The following is a 24,707-nucleotide window of genomic DNA, read 5'->3' as shown; positions in this document are numbered from 1 at the left end:
GATTTTCTTAGCTATATTTATTTCACTACACATTAGTACATCATAATGGAGTCTTATTTAAATAAAGAAAAACCAGAGGTAAGGTTAAGAGCTTTTAGGGCAATTGATGACCCTGAAACTTGTGCCTTATTTGTGGAAGGGCATAAGAATGTACTTACTAGCATTGGCGTTACTAAGGTTACTTCATCAAAAAATGAATGGACAGATAACCCTGGTGCTTTTGTATTGATTGTAGAGTCTTTAGACAGAAAAAAGGTTTATGGCGGTGTACGTATACATGTAGCTGGTGGTAGCCAACCTTTACCAATAGAAGAAGCTACAAAGGCCTTAGACCCCGCTGTAACCAATCTAGTTTACCAGTATGCACAACAAGGAACTGGCGAATTTTGTGGCCTTTGGAACTCAAGAGAAATTGCTGGCTACGGCGTGGGTAGTATTTTCTTATCTAGAGCTTGCGTAGCCATCTCTACACAAATTGGCATTAAATCTATTTTTGCTCTTTGCGCCCCATACACTGTACAAATGGGTATTAATTCTGGCTATGAAATAGAAACCAGCATAGGAAATAATGGCACCTTTTATTATCCTAAACTAGATTTAATTGCTACTACCATGATTTTAAAAGATCCAGAACTTTTGAGTAAAGCAATAGATGAAGAAAAGGACGCTATTTTTAAACTTAGAAAAGATTTGAATATCACTCGGTTAGAAAAACTTAGAAACAAACAAATAGAAATACACTATGAAATACAAATACCTCGACTAGAAAATTGGGATTTAAAAGCGGCTATTGCCAATACCTCTTTACCAAATTCCCAACTAGAAAATAAAGACTTAGATGAATTTGATATCTTCTACTAAACCCTAAGAAATGTCTAATACCTATACTTCTCAATTAAATCAGACTAACAATGCTCTTAAAGAAATTTATCAGCCTTTAATTCTCAGAATATATCAAAAAGAAGATCAAGAAACTTTCAATCAGTTATTTGAGCAGCAGCAGGTACTATTTGTACATGATGAAATTTTAAGTCAATTACAGGAGTTTGTTAAATCTAAAAATCCATCCATTAGGCTAACAGAAGATGTATCAACTAAGCTCATTGAAGAAGAAATTGGCGAATTAACTTTAGAACAATATGGTGTTTGGGTTTATTACCCTTGGAGTAAAAAATTAGTCCATCTGTTAGATGAAGAAGCTTTTATAGAGGTAAGAACTAATAGAAATCAATACAAAATCACCAGAGCAGAGAGAGATTTATTAAGTCAAAAAAGGATAGGTATTATTGGCCTTTCTGTTGGGCAATCTATTGCGCTTACTTTAGCTATGGAAAGAGGCTGCGGCGAATTACGTTTAGCAGATTTTGACAGTTTAGAGTTAAGTAACCTCAATAGAATTAGAAGTGGTGTAAGCAATTTAGGTTTATCAAAAGTGGTCATTGCCGCTCGTGAAATTTTAGAAATAGACCCTTTTTTAAAGGTTATTTGCTTTAAAGAGGGCTTAACAGAAAATAATTTAGATGATTTCTTTTTAAAAGACGGCAAAATAGACCTTTTGGTGGATGAATGTGATGGCTTAGACATGAAAATTATAGCCAGACATAAAGCTAAAGCATTACAAATTCCTGTTTTGATGGATACCAGCGACAGAGGAATGCTTGATGTAGAACGGTTTGACTTAGATCCCAATAGAGAGCTGCTTCATGGTACGTTAAAAGGAATTAATCCGCAGAATATTAAAGAATTAAGTAACGAGGAAAAAATACCTTTGATATTGCAAATGCTTGGTGCAGAAAATATCTCTTTAAGAGGCAAAGCATCTATGGTAGAAGTGCAGCAAACCATAAATACATGGCCACAACTTGCAAGCTCTGTTACTTTAGGTGGCGCTGTAGCAGCTGATGTAAGCAGAAGAATTTTACTAAATCAGTTTCATGCTTCTGGCAGATATTATATTGATTTAGAAGAACTTATTGCCAACCCAAAAGATGGTTCACCAGAACATGTAGCAGAAAGAATAAATCCACACCAACCTTTATCAAAACAAGATTTAATAAATTTAGCTAATCAAGTCTCCATATCAAGAAGCCCATCGCCTATAGTTCCTGATGATGATACGCTAAAGGCTTTAGTACATGCCGCCTCGGCAGCACCATCTACCGGGAATGACCAACCTTGGAAATGGCTTTTTAAAGATGGCTTTCTTTATCTTTTTCATGAAGAAAACCGTTCTTATTCTTTTGGAGATTTCCAGAAAACAGCTTCTTTTATATCCTTGGGTGCTGCTTTTGAGAATCTTTATTTAAAAGCTTTAAGCTACAATTTAGAAGCTAAAATAAGCCTTTTCCCTCTTTCTGGAAATGAGCAATTGGTTGCAGCTATTCATTTTGAAAACTCAGTATCAAATACAAATTCATCTCTAAAAGAACTTGCTTCTTATATCTTTAAAAGATGTACTAACCGCAATCCATCAGTAAAACAAATATTACCACAAGAAAAGTTGGATGAGTTAAAAAACATCTCCAATACCATCCCTAATATTCATTTTCAATATTTTACTAATGATGATGAAATTAAAAAGTTAGGAAGAATGATTGGTATTTGCGACAGAATACGTTTACTAAACAAAGAAGGTCATTACGATTTTGTTCATCGTGAAATGCGATGGACCACCCAGGATGCCGAGCAATCACAAGATGGTATTGATGTTAAAACTTTAGGCCTCAGTAACTCACAACTTGCAGCTTTAAGCATGATCAAAGATGCTGGTGTTATACAAACGCTAAAAACTTTAAAAGGCGGTAAAGCATTTGATACTTTAGCATTAAAAACGATAGCATCGGCATCAGCATTATGCCTTATAAGTGTTCCAAAATATCAATTGGAAAGCTTTTTCCTTGGTGGCCAAGCAATGGAGCGCTTTTGGCTTGCTGCTACACAACTTCACTTAGCTATACACCCTTTAATATCTCCTTTATATCTGTTTAGCAGGATAAATCATGGGCATGGAGAAGGTTTAGACAAAGAAAGTGTAGAAGAGCTACAATTACTTAGAAAGGAATTTGAGGCTTTAACAGGTTTAAATCATAACCATGCAGAAGTATTTTTAGCAAAAATTTCTGTGGCAGAAGAACCAGAAATAAAATCTCACAGATTACCTTTAGAAAAAATTCTATTTATCAGTTAAATTTGGTTCATCTTATGAAGAATATACTTTTACTTCTATTTATTTTAATAGGCATTCAAACAAGTAAAGCGCAGTCCAAGCTGGTCTTTAAAGATGATAATACCATTATTGGAAATCATGTTGCTATTCTTGAAGATAAAACTAAGAGTTTAACTGTTAAAGATATTTTAAATGCTAAAAACTTTAAACCCTCTGATACGGAAACCATTATCTTACCTTTAAGCGAAGCTAATTTTTGGCTAACATTCACTATTAAAAACCAAAGCGAATATCATAAACTTCTCCTGATGGTAGAGAACTCATCTCTTGATAATAGTGAGTTATATTATAAAAGAAACGGTATCCTTTACTTTCAAAAAATAAGTAATACCAAAAATTTCAGTGCCAGAAAGTACAAACATCAACATGCAATTTTTGATTTAAACTTGAGCAATGGAGCAGAACAAACTTATTACCTAAAAGTTAACAGTAGCGAGCAAATGTTTCTACCTATTTATTTAGGTAGTGATATCAAAATGTCTGAGTTTCTAAACAATCATGATATCTTTTGGGGAGTTTTAATAGGCATTTTATTAGTGATGATTTTATACAATGCCTTTTTATATATATCAACCAAGGATATTAGTTATATATATTATGTTCTTTACACTTTATTTACCCTTCTTACTCAAATAACCTTATCAGGTCATAGTTTTAAATATATATTCTCTGAAACGCCCTTTTTGTTTCATAAAGCTTTGGTTATTTTCCCTGGCTTAGCAGGTATTTCAGGAGTTATATTTATCAGACTTTTTCTTCAATCTGAAAGCAGAACACCTAAACTTAATCATCTTTTTATATTATCACTTTTACTTTATAGTAGTGCAGTATTACTAAGAATATTAGGTTTTGATTTAATAAGCTATAGGCTAATAGATATAGCTGCTATCTATACTATTGTTGTTATTTATGTTGTTGCCATTACCATAACAGCCCAGGGCTATCGCCCTGCTAAGTTCTTTCTTATTGCGTGGACAGGCTTTTTTATCGGTCTGATTATATTTATTTTAAAGAACTCGGGCTTATTACCCTATAATACCTTTACCAACTACTCTATGCAATTGGGTACTGCTTTAGAAGTTACCTTACTTTCTTTAGCACTTGCAGATAGAATTAATATCCTTAAAAAGAAAAAGAACAATCTCAAGCGCAAGCCCTAGCAATTGCTAAAGAAAACGAGCGTATCATTAGAGAACAAAACATCCTTTTAGAGCAAAAAGTAAAAGAAAGAACTTATGAATTGATAGAAACCAATGATGAGCTAAGCAATACTTTAGAAGATTTAAAGCAAACACAAACGCAACTGGTTGAGGCAGAGAAAATGGCCTCTTTAGGTCAGTTAACTGCCGGCATAGCTCATGAAATTAACAACCCTATTAACTTTGTAACATCTAACGTTTCTCCGTTACTTAGAGATGTTAATATGCTTTTTGATGCCATAGAGATTATAGAAAAAGTAGGTTTATCTGATAAAACTATTGAGGAAAAACAAAAAGAAATAGAAGAATATAAAGAAGAACTAGATTATGACTACCTAAAAATAGAAATTAACCATTTACTAAAAGGTATTCATGAAGGCGCTACCAGAACCGCCGAAATTGTTAAAGGCTTAAGAATATTTTCTAGGGTTGATGAAGACGATTTGAAACGGGCAGATATTAATGAAGGTTTAGATTCTACTTTGGTTATCATGAATAACCTGCTAAACAATAATAACATTAAAGTAGAAAAGCATTATGGTAATTTACCACTGGTAGAGTGTTATCCGGGCAAACTAAATCAGGTATTTTTAAATATTATTTCTAATGCTATTCATGCAATAGCAATTAAACATACTGATGATAAAGATGGCTTACTTACCATAAAAACGTTGGCCGCAGAAGATTTTGTAACCATATCTATTGTAGATAATGGCTGCGGAATGTCTGATAGTACAAGAAATAAAATATTTGACCCCTTCTTTACTACTAAAGATGTAGGCGAAGGCACCGGCTTAGGTATGTCTATTGCTTATAATACCATCAAAAAGCATAACGGGCAAATTTTCATCAATACAGCGTTAGATAAAGGCACAGAGTTTATGATTAAAATACCTCTTATTCATCAAATTATTATAGGTTAAAGCATGTCAGAAAAAGTTAAAATATTGTATGTAGATGATGAGATGAATAACCTGATAGGTTTTAAGGCTTCTTTACGACTTGATTATCAGATATTCACCGCTCAAAACACGGCTGAGGCCACGCAATATTTAAATAAACATCCCGATATTAAAGTTATTTTTTGCGACCAAAGGATGCCTTTACAAACAGGAGTTGATTTTTTCGCTGAAATTAGAAGTACACACCCCTACCCTATAAGAATATTACTAACGGCTTATACTGATATTGAAGCTGTTATTGATGCCATCAATAAAGGTCATGTTTTTAGATATGTAAAAAAGCCTTGGATAGATGCCGATATTATTAGCGCCATTGAAGAAGCAGTAAATTTTTACGAAGCAAGCTCTATGCTGGCTTTAAAGAATCAAGAACTGCACAAAGCTTACACAGAGTTAGACAAGTTTGCATACTCTGTCAGCCATGATATACGCGGCCCACTAGTAGGTATTTCTGGCGGGATAAACCTAGCTTTAAATACGCCTAATTTAGATGAGGTAAAAGATATTTTAAGGATGATGAACAAATCTGTTCAGAAACTAGATGATTTTATCTTAAGCATGCATGATTATTACAGCCTAGAAAGAGGAGAACTTAAAATCACTGATGTTGATTTTAAATCGCTTATCAAAGAAATGGAAGATGTTTATCTTATCTACGCTAAAACTTTATCCATTACATTCCATATCCATTTACAACAAGAAGAATCTTTCTGGAGCGATAGGGTTTCCATTTTCTTAATCATCAACAACCTCCTATCTAATGCTTTTAAATACCAAGTATTAGAAAAAGAAAACAAATTTGTAAACTTAAGTATTGTTGTAGAAAAAGGCGTAGCTACTATTATTGTTGCTGATAACGGCTCGGGGATTGACGAAAAATATAAAAATCAGATATTTGATTTATTCTTTAGAGCGCACATTAAAGAAGCGGGTTCTGGCTTTGGCTTATTTAATGTTAAAAGCGCTTTATTAAAACTAAACGGACAAGTAGAAGTAGACTCAGAGCTTAACCAAGGCACTACTTTCACTATCAAAATACCTAATAAATAAGAACATGAAGTTAAACTTTATTATTGTAGACGACAGAGAATTAGATTGTTATATAGCCGAAAAGCTTATTTACAACACAGGCAAGTGTAATAAATTCAAAGCTTATGATAATGCTATTGAGGCTTTACAGGATATTAAATCGGTGAAGCCTGAAGAAGATGCTATAACCGTTCTTTTATTAGATATCATGATGCCTGTTATGAATGGCTTTCAGTTTATAGAAGAGTTTGAAAACCTACCTAAAGCCGTTAAAGACCACTATAGAATTATTTCTATTACTACTTCTCTTAATAAAAATGATATCACTAGAATAGCTACTTACGATTCTGTTTATGGTGTTTTAAGGAAACCTTATAGTTATGAAGCTTTTGATGAAATGATTACTAAAATAAAATAATGTATCTAATTAAGAAAGCAATTTCTGTCTCAAAAGAAACTCTAGCTGATCATTAGAAGTTGCCAATTTTTGGTTCATCACTTCTATTTCTTTACGCTCCAGATAAACATCATATGCTCTCTTAATAGTCATATCTAGTTCTTCTTCGTTCCAAGGTTTAGTGAGGTAATGAAAAATTTTGCCTTTGTTAACAGCGTCTATCACAGCACTCATATCTGCATATCCGGTAAGCAAAATTCTCATAGGTTCTGGAAACTTCTCCAATACCTTTTCTAAAAATTCTACCCCTGTCATGTTAGGCATTCTTTGGTCGGTAATAATAATATCAATCACTTTGCCTTCCATAATTTTAAGTGCATCATCTCCGCTTATAGCAGTTAGCACCTGGTATTTCATTCTGAAATTAGCTTTGAAAGAAATCAGATTGTTTTCTTCATCATCAACATAAAGTATAACTATTTTCTTTTCAGACATGTGAGGATAGGGTTATGAGTACTCAAAAATAAATATAATAAAACTTAACACTTAAAAAGAAGTGTAAAATTACACTTATATTATTTTGAGGTCGACTGTCTAACAATCACCAAAGGTTCTATAACTGTATGTTCTATCTTTTTATATGGATTTTCGCTAGCTATCATATTTATAAAACTTTGCGCACAAGCTACACCCATTTTACTTGCTTGTTGGTCTATCGTTGATAAATTTGGTGTAATAAAACCAGAAAAAGTTTCATTGGCAAAACCAATAACACCTATTTCAGGTGGCGTTAACTCTAATTCTTTCAATTTTTTGATAACACCAAGGGCAGTATAATCATCACCAGCAATAATAGCATCAGGTCTATCTTCTGCTCGCATAAGTTTATCAGCTCCGTATCTACCATCTTTAATAGATAAACCGCCATAAATAATTTGGCTTTCTTTTATTTCTAATTGATGATCTGCCAAAGCAGCTTTATAACCCTTTACCCTATTCCCAAAAATACTATTTTGATGAACGGTGGTTACAAAAGCAATATTCTTATAACCTTGGTCTATTAAATGTTTAGTTGCCAAATAACCTGCTTTGTAATCATCTAAAGTTACCGTTGGAACATTTAAATTTTCATCAACACGGTCAAACAAAACTAAAGGTTTTTGCTGCTTTTTAAGCACTTGAAAATGCGATGTATCCTCAGTTTCTAAAGACATAGAAGCTATAATACCATCTACTTGAGCCTCTAATAAGGTTTTTACACCATTAATTTCATTCTCTACAGATTCACTTGATTGATATAAAAGAATACGGTAACCATTATCTTTTAGTACTTGTTCTATACTATGGATAACAACAGCAAAAAAGTGTATCTCCATACTAGGCACAATAACACCAATGGTATGGGTTTTTCCAGATTTTAAGGATGATGCTAAACGATTAGGACTATAATTTAACTTTTTAGCAGTTTCAAAAACAGCTTTTTTTGTTGCATCACTTATGGTAGAAAAATTATTTAGCGCCCTAGATACTGTAGACACAGTAATATTAAGCTCTTTGGCTATGTCGTAAATGGTTGCTTTCTTTTTCACTGCTTAAAGTAAATAAAATTATAGGATATTTTGACAATTTAAATATTAATTATACTTTTATGCAACCGGTTGCACATTGTTTATATCAGCACCGCAAAATAAAATTTATGTATTTATTAGGAATAGACATAGGCACATCTTCTGTAAAAGTTTCTGTTATTGAGGCTCATACTCAAGAAATTATATCATCAGCACAATACCCAGAAACGGAGGCAGAAATTATTGCCCTTAAACCTGGTTGGGCAGAGCAATCTCCTGAAAGCTGGTGGGATTTTACGCAAAAAGCCATCTTAAAAAATCATCAAACCAAAAAATATAACCCACAAGACATTATAGGAATTGGTATAGCTTATCAAATGCATGGCTTAGTAGTGGTTGATAAAAACCAGCAAGTGCTAAGAAATGCTATTATCTGGTGCGATAGTAGAGCTGTTGAAATTGGAGAAAAAGCATTTCAAAATATAGGCGAAGCAGAAAGTTTAAGTCATCATCTTAACTCGCCAGGCAATTTTACGGCATCTAAACTGTCTTGGGTAAAAGAAAATGAACCAGAAATCTTTGCCAATATCTATAAACTCATGCTTCCAGGAGATTTTATAGCCATGAAATTAACCGGGCAGATTACAACCAGCATCAGCGCTTTATCTGAAGGGATTTTCTGGGATTTTAAAAACAACCAGCTATCAGAAAAAATATGCAAAGAATTTGGCTTTGATACTTCCCTATTTCCAGAACTAAAACCAGTATTTGCCAATCATGGTGAGGTAAAAACTGATATAGCAACAGCTCTTCAGCTCAAAGCGGGCATACAAGTAGCTTATAAAGCTGGCGACCAGCCCAATAATGCGCTTTCTTTAAATGTATTAGAGCCAGGTGAAGTTGCCGCTACGGCTGGTACTTCTGGGGTTATTTATGGTGTAAGTAACCAGTTAGTTTACGACCAACAATCTCGTATCAATACATTTGCTCATGTTAATTATCTAGAAAACCAGATTAGAACAGGTGTTTTATTGTGTATCAATGGTACCGGGATTTTAAACAGCTGGGCAAGAAAACTTTTTGCCAAAGATTTAAGCTATCCAGAAATGAACCAGATAGCCTCACAGGTAGAAATTGGCAGTAAAGGCCTCAGAATTTTACCTTTTGGTAATGGTGCAGAAAGAATGTTAAACAATAAGCTTATTGGCGCTCATATTTTTAATATCGATTTAAATCAACACCAAGCAGCGCATATACTTAATGCCGTACAAGAAGGTATTGCTTTTTCTTTCAGGTATGGTTTAGATATCATGAGAGAAAACGGCTTAAATCCATCAGTGATTAGAGCAGGAAAATCAAACTTATTTTTAAGCGAAGTATTTAGAAAAGCCTTTACCGGAGCTACCCAAGTACCTATAGAGCTTTATCAGAATGATGGTAGCGTGGGCGCTGCTTTAGGTGCAGGTATCGGCATCAAACATTTTAAAACTGCCCAAGAAGCCTTTCAAAATCAAGAGGTACTAGCTACTATAGAACCTCAGGAAACAGCAGCTTATGATACTGCTTACCAAGAATGGAAACAATTACTCAATCAAAAAATTAATAACATATAAATCAATCAAAAATGTCAATCGTAACAGGTGAAAAAGAATTCTTCAAAGGAATAAACCAGGTTAAATTTGAAGGAAGAGAATCAGACAATCCATTAGCTTTTAGATGGTATGATGAAAACAGAATAGTTCAAGGTAAAACCATGAAAGAGTATGTGAAATTTGCTTGCGCATACTGGCACTCTTTTAATGGTAACGGTGCCGATCCGTTTGGAGGTCCTACTCATGACTTTGCTTGGGACGCTAAAGCGGATGCTGTAGAAAGAGCGAAAGATAAAATGGATGCTGCTTTCGAGTTTATGACTAAAATGAACCTTCCTTACTATTGTTTTCATGATGTTGATGTTGTTGATTATACAAACGACATCCTTGAAAACGAGAGAAGACTGAATGTTATGGTTGAGTATGCCCTACAAAAGCAAAAAGAAAGTGGCATCAAATTACTTTGGGGTACAGCAAACCTATTTTCTCATAAACGTTACATGAATGGTGCTATCACCAACCCAGATTTTCATGTACTTACGCATGGTGCTGCACAGGTAAAAGCTGCTATTGATGCTACTATCGCTTTAGGCGGAGAAAATTATGTGTTTTGGGGTGGTAGAGAGGGCTATATGACCTTGTTAAATACCAACATGAAAAGAGAGCAAGAACATTTCGCTCGTTTCTTACATACCGTAAAAGATTATGCAAGAAGTAATGGCTTTAAAGGAACTTTCTTTATAGAGCCTAAACCTTGTGAGCCATCAAAACATCAGTATGATTACGATTCTGCTACCGTTATTGGCTTCTTAAGACAATATGACTTACTAAATGACTTCAAACTAAACATAGAAGTTAACCACGCTACATTAGCAGGCCACACCTTCCAACATGAACTACAAGTTGCCGCAGATGCAGGTATGTTAGGCTCTATTGATGCCAACAGAGGCGATTACCAAAACGGATGGGATACAGACCAATTCCCAAACAACATTTTAGAGTTGGTAGAAGCTATGCTTGTCATTGTGGAAGCTGGTGGTTTACAAGGTGGAGGTATTAATTTTGATGCTAAAATCAGAAGAAATTCTACAGACCCTGCAGATTTATTCTATGCACACGTAGGTGGTATGGATACCTTTGCAAAAGCTTTATTAGTAGCCGAAGAAATTTTAGAAAAGTCTGAATACAAAAAACTAAGAGCACAACGTTATGCTTCTTTTGATGCTGGTAAGGGCAAAGAATTTGAGGAAGGAAAACTTTCTTTAGCAGATTTAAGAGCTTACGCCATTGAACACGGAGAACCTCAAATCATCAGCGGAAAACAAGAATTTTTTGAAAACATGCTTAATAAACATATTTTTTAATAAATTCACGTCTTCCAAACTAAACTTAAAGAAAGAATGAACACACTTCAAACTTCAGATTACATTGTATTTCTAATATACTTTGTGATTGTTGCTGGCTACGGATTATGGATTTACAACCGTAAAAAAGCTGAGAGCGCAAGCTCTAAAGACTACTTCTTGGCAGAAGGATCATTAACATGGTGGGCAATTGGTGCCTCACTTATCGCTTCAAACATCTCTGCAGAGCAATTTATTGGTATGAGTGGGGCTGGCTTCACTTTAGGCCTTGCTATTGCTACATACGAATGGATGGCGGCTGCAACATTGGTAATTGTTGCGGTATTCTTTATCCCGGTATATCTTAAAAACAAGATATTTACCATGCCGCAGTTCTTAAGTCAGCGCTATAACGAGACCGTTGCCATGATTATGGCCGTTTTCTGGTTATTACTTTACGTAGTTGTAAACTTAACCTCTATCCTTTTCTTAGGAGCTTTAGCTGTAAGTAGTATTTCTGGTATAAACTTTACAGTTTGTATGTATGCTTTAGCTATTTTCTCTATCATCATTACGCTAGGTGGTATGAAGGTTATTGGTTATACAGACGTAATCCAAGTGTTCTTCTTAATCTTAGGAGGCTTAGCTACAACTTACCTAGCACTTGATTTAGTAGCTCAAAATAATGGTTCAAGTGGTGTAATTAACGGTTTTAACTTAATTACTTCACAAGCAGACGACCACTTCCACATGATTTTTGATAAAGACAATAAGAACTTTGTTGATTTACCTGGCTTAACAGTATTGGTAGGTGGTATGTGGATTGTTAACTTAAACTATTGGGGTTGTAACCAATACATCACTCAAAGAGCTCTAGGTGCAGATTTAAAAACTGCTAGAGGAGGTTTATTATTTGCAGCTTTCTTAAAATTGTTAATGCCTATTATCGTAGTATTACCTGGTATAGCGGCTTACGTATTATACAAACAAGAGGTCTTTACTACTGAGATGCTTGTTAACGGCGAAGTAAACCCTGATAGCGCTTATCCTGTATTATTAAACTTATTGCCTCCGGGATTAAAAGGTTTATCTTTTGCAGCATTAACAGCAGCAGTGGTAGCTTCTTTAGCAGGTAAAGCAAATAGTATTGCTACTATTTTCACTTTAGATGTTTACAAGAAGATATTTAACCCTAATGCATCAGAAGCTAACCAAGTGTTTACTGGTAAAATTACCATTATTGCTACCATGTTATTAGCGGTAGTTATTGCACCTCACCTAGGTATAGAAAAAGGTGGTTTTAAATATATTCAAGAGTACACAGGCTTTGTGTCTCCAGGTATTTTTGCCATGTTTATTTTAGGATTTTTCTGGAAAAGAACTACTTCTTCTGCAGCAATGTTTGCAACTATTGGAGGTTTTATCTTATCGGTGGTTTTAAAATTCCTTCCAGAATGGACAGATCTTTCTTTCTTATATCCAGCAGGATTCGCGGTTAATGTAAATGGCGTTTATGAAATTCCTTTCTTAGATAGAATGGGCTTTGTATTCGTATTCTGTATTATTGGAATGTACTTGATTTCCATTTTAGAAAACAGAAAAGGCGTTAACCCTAAAGGATTAGAAATAGACAGTAGCATGTTTAAAACCAATACTAGCTTTACCGTAGGTGCGCTATTAATATTCGGTATTTTACTTGCACTTTATACTGTATTCTGGTAGTAGTAAATATTTAAACATAAAAAAGGAGATTGCTTAAAAACAATCTCCTTTTTTTATTCCTACACAAATTCTAGCGCATAAAAAAAACCGCTATAAAAGCAGTTCTTTCAACTATTTTAAATTATTTAACCTTTACAAATTAAGCTAATTGAAACTGTGGCATTTTGCCAAACAGGGTTTCAAAATTTACGGTGTAGCCGCTAAGTTTATTAAAAAAAGCAAACATCCCATTTGCACTCTTAGGATTATCTTTAGCTACTTTAATAAACTTATTCATCACTATAGGCATTTGTTTATCAGCAAAGTCTTTAGCAATATTAATATTGATACCATAATACTTATTTAGCCTTATAGCATATTTAGATGCTATTGAACGCACTAATACCGTGTTATCAATACTAGAAATGCTAAAGAACGCTACTAAATCACTCACCTTCCCGTTATCTATTTGCGCTTTTAAAACATCAATAATAGTACCCGATGCTTCATTAATGATAGCTTCGTGTGCACTAACAGAAATTTCACCTACCTCATTTAAATGCGGTTCTAAATTCTCTTTAACTATGGAATACAACTTTTCAAACATCTTCTGTTAAATTAGGCAAGATTATTAAATTAACTATTATAAATCAAAATTGTAACTATATTATTAAAAATGCAAGCTAATAAATAATTATTTAATAAACTAGGAAGCTAAATTTTAATATTATTACAATTGAATGAGAGTCGCTTTTTAATTATCAATTACTATACCAAAAAATAAAAGTGGATTAGCCGAGGCTAACCCACTTTTAAGGATACTTAGTGTATAGTATTTATTTTAAAAGCTGTCTTCTTTGATTTGTTTTTCAGTCACTTTTCCGTAGGTACTAACAACATTCTTAATTTCTGCTGCATTACCTACAAATAAAAACTGTAAATTATTTGCCGAGAAATACTTTTGGATGATGTCTTTACTCTTTTCAACAGTTAAGCCATCTACCTTACTTTCAAAAGTATTGATAAAGTCTTCGTTAAAATTATACCAAAACATATCGGTAAGTAATGAAGCTAATTGAGCAGGCGTTTCATAATCTGGAGGAAACTGTCCTTTAACATAATTCTTAGCCGACTGCAAGGTGGCTTCGTCTAAACCTTTCTCCTGAAGCTTTTTCAATACTTCTAAAGCTTTATCAACCGTAGCTTTTGTAGTTGCAGTTGCTGTAAAAGTACTGATGTAAAATGTACCAGAATTTTTTAGGGTTGAGAAACGACTATTAGCACCGTAAGTTAAACCCGAGTTTACTCTTAACTCATCATTTAACCATGAGGTAAACCTACCCCCTAAAACAGTATTTACAACTTCTATAGCTACAAAATCTGGATTGTTACGACTAACACCTTTACCACCTATCAACATGGTTGTCTCGCGGGCATCACCTTTATTTACCAATAAAACTCTAGCCTCTTTAGGGCTTTCTATGGTTGATGCAACAGCTGTAGCGCTAACAGGATTTGTCCACTTACCAAAAAGCTTAGAGATTTTAGCTTTCATCTCTTTAGCTTTAAAATCTCCAACAATAGCAATAGCAGCACCATTTGGCCCATAATTCTTACTATAGAAGCCTTTTACATCAGTAACAGCTAAATTTTGAACCGAGCTAACACTACCAGAAACTGGGTTACCGTATGGGTGGTTACCATACATAAAATTATCCCAATAATTACCTATAACAGAACGCGGACTTTCTTTAGCTCTTTCTAATTGCGTAAGGATTCTTTGCTTTTCTTTACTAAACTCTTCTTCATTAAAACTAGGGGCCGTTAACAGCTCGTTTATTATAGGCAAAACCTTATCTTGATGTTTGGCAGCAAACTTAGCGCTTAAACCAGCTAATTCTTTACCGGCATAAGTATTATAAGATGCTCCTATAAAATCCATTTGCTCTTCTATTTGAGCTTTGGTGTAGCTTTTTGTTCCAAATTGTAAAGCCTTGGCTGTTAATGATGCTAAACCTTTTTTATCAGCATCTAAAACCGCTCCTGAAGGAATTACCGCTGCTATATTAATAGTAACCTGAGTTCGATTAATCAAAAAGCTAAGATTTGATTAGAATTAGCATTTTGATATTTAATTGAAGGTTTTTTAGGAAAAAAAGAATAGGCAATTAATGCGGCAATCATGTTGGATATAAAATTTGTAAAAGACCTATGTCTTGAATGCTCAATTTGGCAAATGTTTTTTAGTTCATCGTTTACCGTTTCTATTACTGATCTTTTTCTAAGAGTAATCTTATCATTCATAGTCATTAAGCTGTTTTTCATATTGTTACGAATGCTCGTAATTAGATGTATATCATTGACAAACAATATATTGGCTAGTTTCTCAGAAATATATCCCTTATCTGCGAATAGTTTTCCAAATACTGATTTCAGGAAGTTTTCATTTTTGAGCGGATCTCTGTCATCAACATTTGCCTGTGTAATTGCAAAGTTTAAAATTTCTCCTTTATCGTTGATTACAATGTGGAGCTTAAATCCATAAAACCAGCCCATTGTAGATTTACCTACCTCTGCAATGCCCTTAAATACCTTATTCCGTTTTATTCGCTTATTGTTACATACCCTAACTGGGGTTGAATCTACAAATGAAATACCGCTACAAATACCTAAACAGCAGGTCTTCAAAAATATGGTCATCGGCATAAGTATGCTTTGGCTAAGCTCAACAAAGCGATTATAAGAAACCGTTTTTGGAAATTCGGACTGCATGTGTCGTTGAATATAAAACAGATAAAAGTGCTTAAAGCACCTGAAACCACTAAGATGAAAGAATAGGCAAATCGATATAACCTCACTCTTGGACATCACTGGTGGTCGCTTAGAAGCTTTTCCCAGTAGAAAGGAATGTGTATTGTTATCGAAATCTTTGCAAAATTCATCCACAAGACAAAAAATATCGCTAATTTTAGAGTAGTCAATCATATATAATTATAGTTAAGTATTTGATTTTAAGACACTTAAATATAACTATTTTTATTATGATTGACTAATTTATTTTAAAATATTAATCGAACTCAGGTTAGTAGGAACCTCATGCTGCTCCATCAAATAAACGGTTAAACCATTGGGTAATTTAAATTTTTCATATGCAGGAAGCTTAAACTTAGCTTGCTGTGCTAAAACTACCAAAGGAAAAACCATCAGCAAGAAAAAGCCTATTTTTATGATTGATTGATTTCTTTTCATGATTATTCTTCTGTGTTACTTTTTAAAACCCCAACTGTTCTATTAGACTTTTTAAAATAAGTTGCAGCTACCCTTTTAACATCGTCTATACTTACTTTAGCATATTCATCCATAGCGGTAAACATCTTTTTATAATCGCCAAAGAAAACCTCATAGGTTCCTAAATTATTAGATTTACCATTAATGGTTTCAACCTGATTATAAAATTCGCTCAACTTCTGGTTCTTTATTTTTTGTAGTTCGGTAGCTGTAACACCTTCCTTAGCTATTTTTTCAAGCTCGGTATAAACCATTTCCTCTATATCATCTGTAGATTTTCCTTTTGCCGATGAAACATAAACAGAGAATAAAGTGGGATCAAAACTTGGGCTATAATCTGTAAAAACAGATGTTGCTAATTGGTTTTTATCAACCAAATTGCTGTATAAGCGAGACGAGTTTCCGTTGCTTAGAATAGAGCTTAAGATATCCAAAGCATAATAATCGGCATGTTGCGCTTCTGGTGCATGGTAACCAATAATCATGTAAGGAGAACTTACTTGTTTTTGAACAGTGATTCTTCTTTCTCCGGTTTGTTTAGGCTCAACCAAATGAACTTTTGGCCCTGGTTTTTGAGCTGGTATAGGTTGCATATATTTCTCAGCAAGCCTTTTTACCTCATCAAATTTCACATTGCCCGAGATAACAACCGTACAGTTATTTGGCGCATAATAAGTTTTAAAATAATATTCTAAATCTTGTTTTGTCCAATTTTTAATATCCTCTTCGTAACCAATAACAGACCAATGGTAAGGGTGTTCCTGAAAAGCAGTTGCATTAACAGCTTCGCCTAGCATCCTCCATGGCGAGTTTTCTAAACCGGTACTTCTTTCTGAAAGTACAACGCCTCTTTCAGACTCTACCATATTATCGGCGATAGCCAAATTAGCAATACGATCTGATTCTAAATCGAATATAACTTCTAATGCTTGGGCAGGAAACCAATCGGTATAAACCGTAACATCTTGTGTGGTGTAGGCATTATTAGCTCCACCATTATACTCCATGGTGCGGTCAAATTCTTTAGGACCAAATTTCTTTGCTCCGTTAAACATCATATGCTCAAAAAAGTGAGACAAGCCGGTTATACCCGGATGTTCATTTCTAGAACCTACTTTGTAAAACAGGTACATATTGGCATTAGGGATTGAAGCATCTTCCAGAACCAGAAACTTCATTCCGTTACTTAAGGTAAATGTCTTAACGTCATCTATCTTATTCTGTGCAAAAAGTTGCGAACTTAATGCAACTAGCAAAGTAACAAACAGTTTTCTCATTTTTAATTAGTGTTATGTTGCAATTTAAGATATAGTAAGTTACAAAAACGAATGTGAATAGTTTTGTCTTAAAAATTTTGCAATGCTTATATTGCACATCATTTAGAAATCAATAAATTAAACTGCATGTTACCAAAAATCAACTTCACAAAAACACAAACCTATCAATATCTGGCAGATCATCTTGTTGAAATATCTGATAAACACTTGAGAACTCTTTTTACTGAAGACTCAGAAAGGTTTAACAAATTCACCGTATTGTTTAATGATATTTTAGTTGATTATTCTAAAAATAGAATAAACGAAACAACCATGGCATTATTAACTCAACTTGCAAAAGAATGCGGAGTTGAAGGTGCTATACAAGCCATGTTTAATGGTGAGAAGATTAACGAAACAGAAGATAGAGCTGTATTACACACAGCTTTAAGAAACAGAAGTAATACACCTGTAATTTTTGAAGGTAAAGATGTAATGCCCGATGTAAATGCGGTTTTACAGAAAATGAAAATCTTTTCTGATGCTATTATCAATGGAAATTGGAAAGGATATACCGGAAAAACCATTACAGATGTCATAAATATTGGTATAGGAGGCTCTGATTTGGGCCCTGTTATGGTTGCCGAGGCTTTAAAAGCTTATAAAAACCATTTAACACTTCATTTTGTATCTAACGTTGATGGTACACATATAGCAGAAACTTTAAAAAAGGTTAATCCAGAAACTACTTTATTTTTAATTGCTTCTAAAACTTTTACTACGCAGGAAACGATGGCTAATGCCCATTCTGCCCGTAATTGGTTTTTAGCAGCAGGTGCTGCCGAAAGCGATGTCGCTAAACATTTTGCTGCGCTTTCTACCAATGCAGAAGGCGTTTCTAAATTTGGTATTGATACCCAAAATATGTTTGAGTTTTGGGATTGGGTTGGCGGACGTTACTCTTTATGGAGTGCCATTGGTTTACCTATTGCACTTTCTGTAGGTTTTGAGAATTTTGAAGATTTACTTCTAGGCGCTCATGAAATGGATAACCATTTCAGAGAAACAGAGTTTGAACAAAATATACCCGTAATACTAGCTTTATTAGGGCTTTGGTATAACAATTTCTTTGAGGCAGAAACTCAAGCTATTTTACCTTACGACCAATACATGCATCGTTTTGCTGCTTATTTCCAGCAGGGAGACATGGAAAGTAATGGAAAATATGTGGCTAGAGATGGCGATAAAGTAAACTACCAAACTGGCCCTGTTATCTGGGGAGAACCTGGAACTAACGGACAACATGCTTTTTATCAATTAATTCATCAGGGTACTAAATTAATTCCTTGTGATTTTATTGCCCCAGCAAAATCTCATAACCCTCTTGGCGAGCATCATACCTTATTGCTTTCAAACTTCTTTGCACAAACAGAAGCCTTAATGAATGGCAAAACAGAAGAAGAAGTAATTACCGAACTTAAAAAAGAAGGTAAAAGCGATGAGCAAATCTCAAAAATAGCTCCTTTCAAAGTATTTGAAGGCAATAGACCAACCAACTCTATCTTGGTAAAACAAATAAACCCTAAAACTTTAGGCGCTTTAATAGCGATGTACGAGCATAAAATATTTGTTCAAGGCGTTATTTGGAATATTTTTAGTTTTGACCAATGGGGAGTTGAGCTAGGAAAACAACTTGCAGGTAAGATATTACCAGAGCTTAAAAACGATGATGAAATTACTTCTCATGATGCTTCTACCAATGGTTTAATCAATTTGTTTAAAAATTGGAGGTAATATTTTGATGAGGTATCAACATTTTATAAATATTAACGTTTCTAAATAAAAACAACATCATGAAAAAAACAATCTTATTATTCTCTGCCCTATTTTTCCTTATCGGGAATGTAGTAGTTAAAGCTCAGGAAGCTAAAAAACAACCTGCTAGTCCGCCTGCAAGTGTTACAGAAACTTTAAGCAATGGCACTAAAGTTTCTATCAATTACGCACAGCCTGGCATTAAAGGCAGAACCATTGGTAAAGAAATTGCACCTTACGGACAAGTTTGGAGAACTGGTGCAAACGCTGCTACACAGTTTGAAGTAAGTAAAGACGTTAAGATAAACGGCAAAAGCTTAGCCGCTGGTAAATATGCTTTATTTACTATTCCGGGTGAAAAAGAATGGGTTGTTATTTTTAACAAAACTTGGGAGCAATGGGGAAATTACAAATATAAAGAAGCAGAAGATGCGCTTAGATTTACTGTAAAAACAGAAAAAGCTAAAGAGTTTATGGAAAGAATGACATTTACTATCGCTAAAAACGGAGAAGTAGCTTTAGCATGGGGAAATGTTCATATAGATTTTATGGTAAAATAAGTCACCTTCAAAAAAGATAATACAAAAAAGAGGCTGTCTCAAATTACCATTTTGTGTCAGGCTGAGCTGAGTCGAAGCCTTTTCTAAGCATATCAGAGAACATTTCGACTCCGCTCAATGTGACAGATACTATTTTTGAGACAGCCTCTTTTTATGTTAAAGGATTTTCACTGCCTGTCTGGCTAACAATTCCCAGTTCCCACTATTCTTTACAAACACCAAAAGGATATGTAAATTCACATGTCCGGGTTTACCACCATCATTGGTATCTGCTGATAATTTATGTCTAACAATAGCTGTCTTTCCTGCTACTTGAATGGTTTGGTCTGCTAAATCTATTTTAACAAAATCAGATTTACCACCAGCAATTGCTTCCACAAAAGCAGCTTTATCTTCAATTTTACCGCCAGAATGGCCATAGCTTAAATCGCTTGACGCGATGTTTTCTAAATCGGCTCTGTTACCGCTAACCATAGCCTCACACAGCTTTTCTACGGCTATACTAACTTCTTTCTCTGCCTTTGTTTGTGCGAGAGCACCTGCAACTGTTGTCATAAAAAATAGAATTAAAAGAGGTAATTTTCTCATAATTTATAATTGGTTTAAAATAAATACTTACCTACTATAGGCATTCTTCGGCCCATTCCAAAAGCTTTAGGTGATACCCTTAAAATTGGAGGGGTTTGATAGCGCTTAAATTCGGCATTATTAACCAGATTTAAAACTTTTTTAACCAAATCTACATCAAAGCCTTGTTCTATAATTTCTTTTGAGCTTTTCTTCAATTCAATATACTCGAATAGTATTTTATCCAGAATATCGTATTCTGGTAAAGAGTCAGAATCCTTTTGATCTGGCCTTAACTCGGCAGATGGTGGTTTAACAATGGTGTTTTCTGGAATAATTTCTCCGTTTCTATTGATATACCTTGCCAACTGAAAAACTTGCGTCTTGTAACAATCGCCAATAACAGAAATAGCGCCACACATATCACCATATAAAGTTCCATAGCCTACAGCAGATTCGCTTTTATTACTAGTGTTTAATAACACATAGCCGAATTTATTAGACATCGCCATTAATAACACACCGCGAGAACGGGCTTGTATATTCTCTTCTGCTAAGCTTGGTGCAAGGCCTTCAAATTCTTGAGCTAGTGTCTCTTCAAATGCTGCGGCGACTTGCGCTATAGGCAATGTTGTATGTTTACAGCCAATATTTTTTACAAGGTCTAAAGCATCTTTAACAGAATGATCAGAAGAATATTTAGAAGGTAAAAGTACAGCCATCACATTTTCTGCACCTAAAGCCTCGCAAGCCAGTGCACAAACTAGGGCAGAATCTATCCCACCTGATAAGCCTAAGATGGCCTTTTTAAATCCTAATTTTTGAAAATAATCTCTTACACCTAAAACCAAAGCTTGGTGTACTTGCGCTGTATCTGATGGTCTTTCTTGATTTTCACTTAAAACAATGGAGCTTTTAACCTGGCCTACATCAAAAATCTGAACATCTTCTTCAAAATATTTAAGCTCTGAAACAATATCGCCTGCTTTATCAAAAACTAAAGAGCCGCCATCAAAAATCAACTCGGTATGCGCTCCAACTTGGTTCACATAAAATAAAGGAATTTGATATTTATGGCAATTTTGAGAGAGTATAACAATCCTTTGCTCATCATGATTATAAGCAAAAGGCGAAGCCGCAATATTGACCATAAAGTCTGGCTCTTCTTTAATAAGCTCATCCATAGGGCAAGCTTTATATAAAGGATTATCGCCTAAATTCCATAAATCTTCACAAATGGTAACGGCTATTTTATAGCCCTTATAATCCACGCATTTGAATTCATGAGCAGGCTCAAAGTACCTATACTCATCAAAAACATCGTAAGTTGGCAATAAAGCTTTTCTAATAACTTGTTTAATTTCCCCATCAGCCATAAAGTAAGCTGCATTATATAAATCTTTACCTTCTATAACAGGGTTTAATTCTGGAACACCTACAATGCAAGCTATACCTTCACAAGCTTCTGCTATTTCTAAAGCAGCTTGTTTACATAAAGCAATAAACTCTGGATACTCTAGAAAATCTCTGGGTGGATAGCCACAAATACTTAATTCTGCAAACACCACTAAATCTGCTCCAGCTGCTTTTTGTTCTGTAAGGGTTTGGATAATTTTTTGAGTATTAAACTCAAAATTTCCGATATGATAATTTAATTGTGCTAATGCTATCTTCATAACTGAGTCTTCGCTTTTTATAATCTCTTAAAAAAACACGCCAATATTTATACCTATATAAGCATTTTTTAAAGATCCGTCTCCTTTTTTAATATCCGTAAAACCATTATCAAAACTCAAACCTGCTAATATTTTTGTTCTTCCGGTTGTACTAATCTCGGCACCAGCCCCCATAATGATAGAGCCTCTGTAAAAAGCTGTTTCGTTATAAATATCTCTGTTATCAGCATTATCAGCCGTAATGGTTGAAGTATTGTCTTGTTTAGCTTTGATATTTAAACCATTTCCTAAACCAAACTCTCCAAAAAACCTTACGCCATTATGATCATTGGTTAATAGTTTAAGCTTAGCTGGTATCTCTATGTATTGTAATTTAAAAACCTGCTCAGAATTTGTGGTTCCTACCACAGTTTCTGTTCTACCATTAATAGTAGTTAGCTTTAAACCCGTACTAAAAGCATAATTATCTGCAAAATTTATATCTGCCAAAAGGCCGTAAGAAAAACCTAATCTTACACCTTTACCATCTATATTATCTATATCAGATTTCACCCATCCTAAGGTTGGATGTGCTGTTAATCCTAATTTAAATGCGGGTTCTTCCTCATCTTGTGCTAAAACGTAAAAACTTAAAAATAGAAAGGGAAATAGGAATAATATCTTTTTCATAACTTCGGTAATTAAAATTAGTCTGATGATTCTTAAAGCAAAAATCTGTCCCAAAAGTACTTTTTTTTTTCTGATATGCTTATTTGCATGTATTTCATGTAAGCAAGAAAATAAAATAGACGTTAGCGATATTAAAGTTGAGCTTAAAATCAAAAGGTTTGATCAAGACTTAGCTAAAGTAAATGCTAACCAGCTTGCTATAGCATTACCTCAGTTACAAAAAGAATATGGTGCTTTTTATCAAGATTATTTTGAGAAAATCTTAAATACGGGACCAATATCAGATACCGCTTATTATCCAGTTGTAAAAGATGTTTTATCAGGTGCTCCTTATCAGGATTTACAAAAAGAAACACAAGCAGTTTATCCAAATTTAGATGCTCAAATCCCTATACTTACCGATGCTTTTAAACATGTAAAATATTACTATCCGGAAATCAAAATACCTACATTAATCACCTATATTTCAGGTTTTCAGGTACAAACACCCATCGGTGAAAACTATATTGGCATTGGTTTAGATATGTTTTTAGGCAATAATTCTAAGTTCTATCCGGCGCTGGTAGAAAGTATACCCATGTATATCAGCAGAAGGTTTACACCAGACAACATCACCCCAAGGGTAATGGAAGTATTGGCTCGTGAGGAGTTATTTCCAGAATCTGATGCGGAGAAAAGCTTATTGGATAAGATGATTTACAATGGTAAGATTCTTTATTTTTTAAGTAAAGTACAACCCCAAGTTGCCGATAGTGTACTTATTGGGTATACCAAAGCCCAAGCAGAATGGGCAAGCAATTTCGAGTCTGATATTTGGGCCTATTTCTTGAGTGAAGACTTACTTTATGATACAGATTATTTAAAAATACAGAAATACCTGTCAGAAGCACCATTTACACCTGGCTTTGGCGACAAGAATAACTCGGCCCCAAAACTTGGATTATTTACGGGCTGGCAAATTGTAAAGCATTATATGCAAGAAAATCCTGAAACAACTTTGCAAAAACTGATGTTAGAAAAAGACTATCAGAAAATATTAAAAGAGTCTAAATATAGGCCAAATCAAAAATGAAAATAGGTATTGTTTTAAGTGGAGGCGGAATAAGAGGAATTGCACATTTAGGTGTTTTAAAAGCACTAAAAGAAAAGAAAATTCCTATCCACCAAATTACAGGTACTAGTGCCGGGGCTATTGCAGGAGCTTTATTTGCTAATGGGATAGACCCTTACGACGCTTTAAATATCTTTAAAAAAACACAACTACTACGCTTGTTTAGATTAGCCATAGGGAGGCCGGCACTTCTAAAACTAGAACCTACCTTTCCTTTATTCTTAGATTACCTACCGCACAATAGCTTTGAAAAATTAAAAATACCTTTAACCGTTACTGCTACTAATTTTAACACAGGCAAGCTTACTTACTTTAGCTCTGGTACTTTAATAGACAAGGTGATGGCTTCTAGTTGTATTCCGGGAATTTTTAATCCGATAGAGATAGAAGGAAATTTTTATGTTGATGGTGGTGTGCTTAATAATTTCCCTTTAGAGCCTTTACAAAATAACTGCGATTATATTATTGGCTCTTCTTGTAACCATTTACCAGTGATAGAAAAGCTCAGGAGCATGAAACATGTGATAGAAAGAGCTACTACTTTATCTACCAACCATGATATGGAAGAAAAAAGAAAAGGCGTAGATATTTTAATTGAGCCACATGGTTTAGGGGAAACAGGCATTTTTGACATCAGCCGGGCCGAGGAAATATTTTGGATTGCCCATGAAGAAGCTTTAAAACAAATACGCGAAAGTGAATCTTTAACGCAAATTATCTTGAGCTTAAAAAAGAAAAAGCCCTGAAA

The 24,707-nt window shown here is 34.3% G+C and carries 23 protein-coding genes; 13 read left to right on the top strand and 10 right to left on the bottom strand.

Annotation, left to right across the window (positions count from 1 at the left end; translation table 11 throughout):
• The first annotated feature begins 45 nt into the window (after positions 1–45).
• From FYC62_RS16225 to FYC62_RS16200, 6 genes are all read left to right on the top strand, one after another.
• The gene (locus tag FYC62_RS16225) at positions 46–861 is read left to right on the top strand and encodes a hypothetical protein (protein ID WP_149075689.1); all 816 of its coding nucleotides are present in this window, start codon (positions 46–48) and stop codon (positions 859–861) included.
• Positions 862–871: 10 nt separating this feature from the next.
• On the top strand, positions 872–3,187 hold the full coding sequence (locus FYC62_RS16220; RefSeq protein ID WP_149075688.1) for an Rv1355c family protein: 2,316 nt from the start codon (positions 872–874) through the stop codon (positions 3,185–3,187).
• A gap of 14 nt (positions 3,188–3,201) precedes the next feature.
• Positions 3,202–4,386 carry a 7TMR-DISM family protein gene (locus FYC62_RS16215; RefSeq protein WP_149075687.1) on the top strand — a complete coding sequence of 395 codons (1,185 nt, stop codon included), beginning with the start codon at positions 3,202–3,204 and terminating at the stop codon, positions 4,384–4,386.
• An 80-nt stretch (positions 4,387–4,466) separates the two neighbouring features.
• Positions 4,467–5,348 carry a sensor histidine kinase gene (locus FYC62_RS16210; protein WP_149075686.1) on the top strand — a complete coding sequence of 294 codons (882 nt, stop codon included), beginning with the start codon at positions 4,467–4,469 and terminating at the stop codon, positions 5,346–5,348.
• A gap of 3 nt (positions 5,349–5,351) precedes the next feature.
• Complete coding sequence (locus tag FYC62_RS16205) at positions 5,352–6,437, top strand: hybrid sensor histidine kinase/response regulator (RefSeq protein WP_149075685.1); 1,086 nt, start codon at positions 5,352–5,354, stop codon at positions 6,435–6,437.
• Between the two features lie 4 nt (positions 6,438–6,441).
• Positions 6,442–6,834: a response regulator gene (locus FYC62_RS16200; RefSeq protein ID WP_149075684.1), complete on the top strand. Its 393-nt coding sequence runs from the start codon at positions 6,442–6,444 to the stop codon at positions 6,832–6,834.
• A 9-nt stretch (positions 6,835–6,843) separates the two neighbouring features.
• Here the strand turns inward: FYC62_RS16200 and FYC62_RS16195 are convergent, their stop codons facing one another.
• Positions 6,844–7,308, bottom strand: a complete 465-nt coding sequence (locus tag FYC62_RS16195; protein WP_149075683.1) for a response regulator — start codon at positions 7,306–7,308, stop codon at positions 6,844–6,846.
• Positions 7,309–7,388: 80 nt separating this feature from the next.
• Complete coding sequence (locus FYC62_RS16190; RefSeq protein ID WP_149075682.1) at positions 7,389–8,402, bottom strand: LacI family DNA-binding transcriptional regulator; 1,014 nt, start codon at positions 8,400–8,402, stop codon at positions 7,389–7,391.
• Positions 8,403–8,509: 107 nt separating this feature from the next.
• Between FYC62_RS16190 and FYC62_RS16185 the strand changes: the two genes are divergently transcribed.
• From FYC62_RS16185 to FYC62_RS16175, 3 genes are read left to right on the top strand one after another with little or no spacing between them, the layout of a single operon-like run.
• Positions 8,510–9,994: a xylulokinase gene (locus FYC62_RS16185; protein WP_149075681.1), complete on the top strand. Its 1,485-nt coding sequence runs from the start codon at positions 8,510–8,512 to the stop codon at positions 9,992–9,994.
• A gap of 11 nt (positions 9,995–10,005) precedes the next feature.
• Positions 10,006–11,337 (top strand): xylose isomerase, encoded by a 1,332-nt coding sequence (xylA, locus tag FYC62_RS16180; protein WP_149075680.1) that lies wholly within the window; start codon positions 10,006–10,008, stop codon positions 11,335–11,337.
• 36 nt (positions 11,338–11,373) lie between these two features.
• On the top strand, positions 11,374–13,038 hold the full coding sequence (locus FYC62_RS16175) for a sodium/sugar symporter (RefSeq protein WP_149075679.1): 1,665 nt from the start codon (positions 11,374–11,376) through the stop codon (positions 13,036–13,038).
• Between the two features lie 139 nt (positions 13,039–13,177).
• Here FYC62_RS16175 and FYC62_RS16170 read toward each other — a convergent pair whose 3' ends face one another.
• From FYC62_RS16170 to FYC62_RS16150, 5 genes are all read right to left on the bottom strand, one after another.
• Positions 13,178–13,624, bottom strand: a complete 447-nt coding sequence (locus FYC62_RS16170) for a hypothetical protein (protein ID WP_149075678.1) — start codon at positions 13,622–13,624, stop codon at positions 13,178–13,180.
• A gap of 234 nt (positions 13,625–13,858) precedes the next feature.
• Positions 13,859–15,112, bottom strand: a complete 1,254-nt coding sequence (locus tag FYC62_RS16165) for a M16 family metallopeptidase (protein WP_149075677.1) — start codon at positions 15,110–15,112, stop codon at positions 13,859–13,861.
• On the bottom strand, positions 15,109–16,002 hold the full coding sequence (locus FYC62_RS16160) for an IS982 family transposase (protein ID WP_149074804.1): 894 nt from the start codon (positions 16,000–16,002) through the stop codon (positions 15,109–15,111). Before FYC62_RS16160 ends, FYC62_RS16165 begins: the two co-directional genes overlap by 4 nt.
• A 69-nt stretch (positions 16,003–16,071) precedes the next feature.
• Positions 16,072–16,266 carry a hypothetical protein gene (locus FYC62_RS16155; protein ID WP_149075676.1) on the bottom strand — a complete coding sequence of 65 codons (195 nt, stop codon included), beginning with the start codon at positions 16,264–16,266 and terminating at the stop codon, positions 16,072–16,074.
• A gap of 2 nt (positions 16,267–16,268) precedes the next feature.
• The gene (locus FYC62_RS16150) at positions 16,269–17,582 is read right to left on the bottom strand and encodes a M16 family metallopeptidase (RefSeq protein ID WP_149075675.1); all 1,314 of its coding nucleotides are present in this window, start codon (positions 17,580–17,582) and stop codon (positions 16,269–16,271) included.
• A gap of 126 nt (positions 17,583–17,708) precedes the next feature.
• Here FYC62_RS16150 and pgi point away from each other — a divergent pair, with 126 nt between their 5' ends.
• Positions 17,709–19,355 (top strand): glucose-6-phosphate isomerase, encoded by a 1,647-nt coding sequence (pgi, locus tag FYC62_RS16145; RefSeq protein WP_149075674.1) that lies wholly within the window; start codon positions 17,709–17,711, stop codon positions 19,353–19,355.
• A 59-nt stretch (positions 19,356–19,414) separates the two neighbouring features.
• Positions 19,415–19,936, top strand: coding sequence for a DUF2911 domain-containing protein (locus tag FYC62_RS16140; RefSeq protein WP_039450136.1), 522 nt, complete (start codon positions 19,415–19,417; stop codon positions 19,934–19,936).
• Between the two features lie 156 nt (positions 19,937–20,092).
• On the opposite strand, the gene FYC62_RS16135 is transcribed toward FYC62_RS16140, so the two are convergent.
• The 3 genes from FYC62_RS16135 to FYC62_RS16125 are packed head-to-tail and all read right to left on the bottom strand — an operon-like array spanning position 20,093 to position 22,848.
• Positions 20,093–20,491 carry a nuclear transport factor 2 family protein gene (locus FYC62_RS16135; protein WP_240534764.1) on the bottom strand — a complete coding sequence of 133 codons (399 nt, stop codon included), beginning with the start codon at positions 20,489–20,491 and terminating at the stop codon, positions 20,093–20,095.
• A 47-nt stretch (positions 20,492–20,538) separates the two neighbouring features.
• The gene (locus tag FYC62_RS16130) at positions 20,539–22,179 is read right to left on the bottom strand and encodes an NAD+ synthase (RefSeq protein ID WP_039450130.1); all 1,641 of its coding nucleotides are present in this window, start codon (positions 22,177–22,179) and stop codon (positions 20,539–20,541) included.
• Positions 22,180–22,206: 27 nt separating this feature from the next.
• On the bottom strand, positions 22,207–22,848 hold the full coding sequence (locus FYC62_RS16125; protein ID WP_039450127.1) for a porin family protein: 642 nt from the start codon (positions 22,846–22,848) through the stop codon (positions 22,207–22,209).
• 25 nt (positions 22,849–22,873) lie between these two features.
• Here FYC62_RS16125 and gldB point away from each other — a divergent pair, with 25 nt between their 5' ends.
• Entirely contained in the window at positions 22,874–23,920 is a 1,047-nt protein-coding gene (gldB, locus tag FYC62_RS16120; protein ID WP_149075672.1) for a gliding motility lipoprotein GldB, read from the top strand.
• Positions 23,917–24,705 carry a patatin-like phospholipase family protein gene (locus tag FYC62_RS16115; protein WP_149075671.1) on the top strand — a complete coding sequence of 263 codons (789 nt, stop codon included), beginning with the start codon at positions 23,917–23,919 and terminating at the stop codon, positions 24,703–24,705. Before gldB ends, FYC62_RS16115 begins: the two co-directional genes overlap by 4 nt.
• Positions 24,706–24,707: the final 2 nt, after the last annotated feature.

It is taken from the genome of Pedobacter aquae, assembly GCF_008195825.1.
Lineage (GTDB): Bacteria > Bacteroidota > Bacteroidia > Sphingobacteriales > Sphingobacteriaceae > Pseudopedobacter > Pseudopedobacter aquae.
Note: the sequence above shows the minus strand (reverse complement) of the source record. Positions and strands in the feature narration are given on the sequence as shown.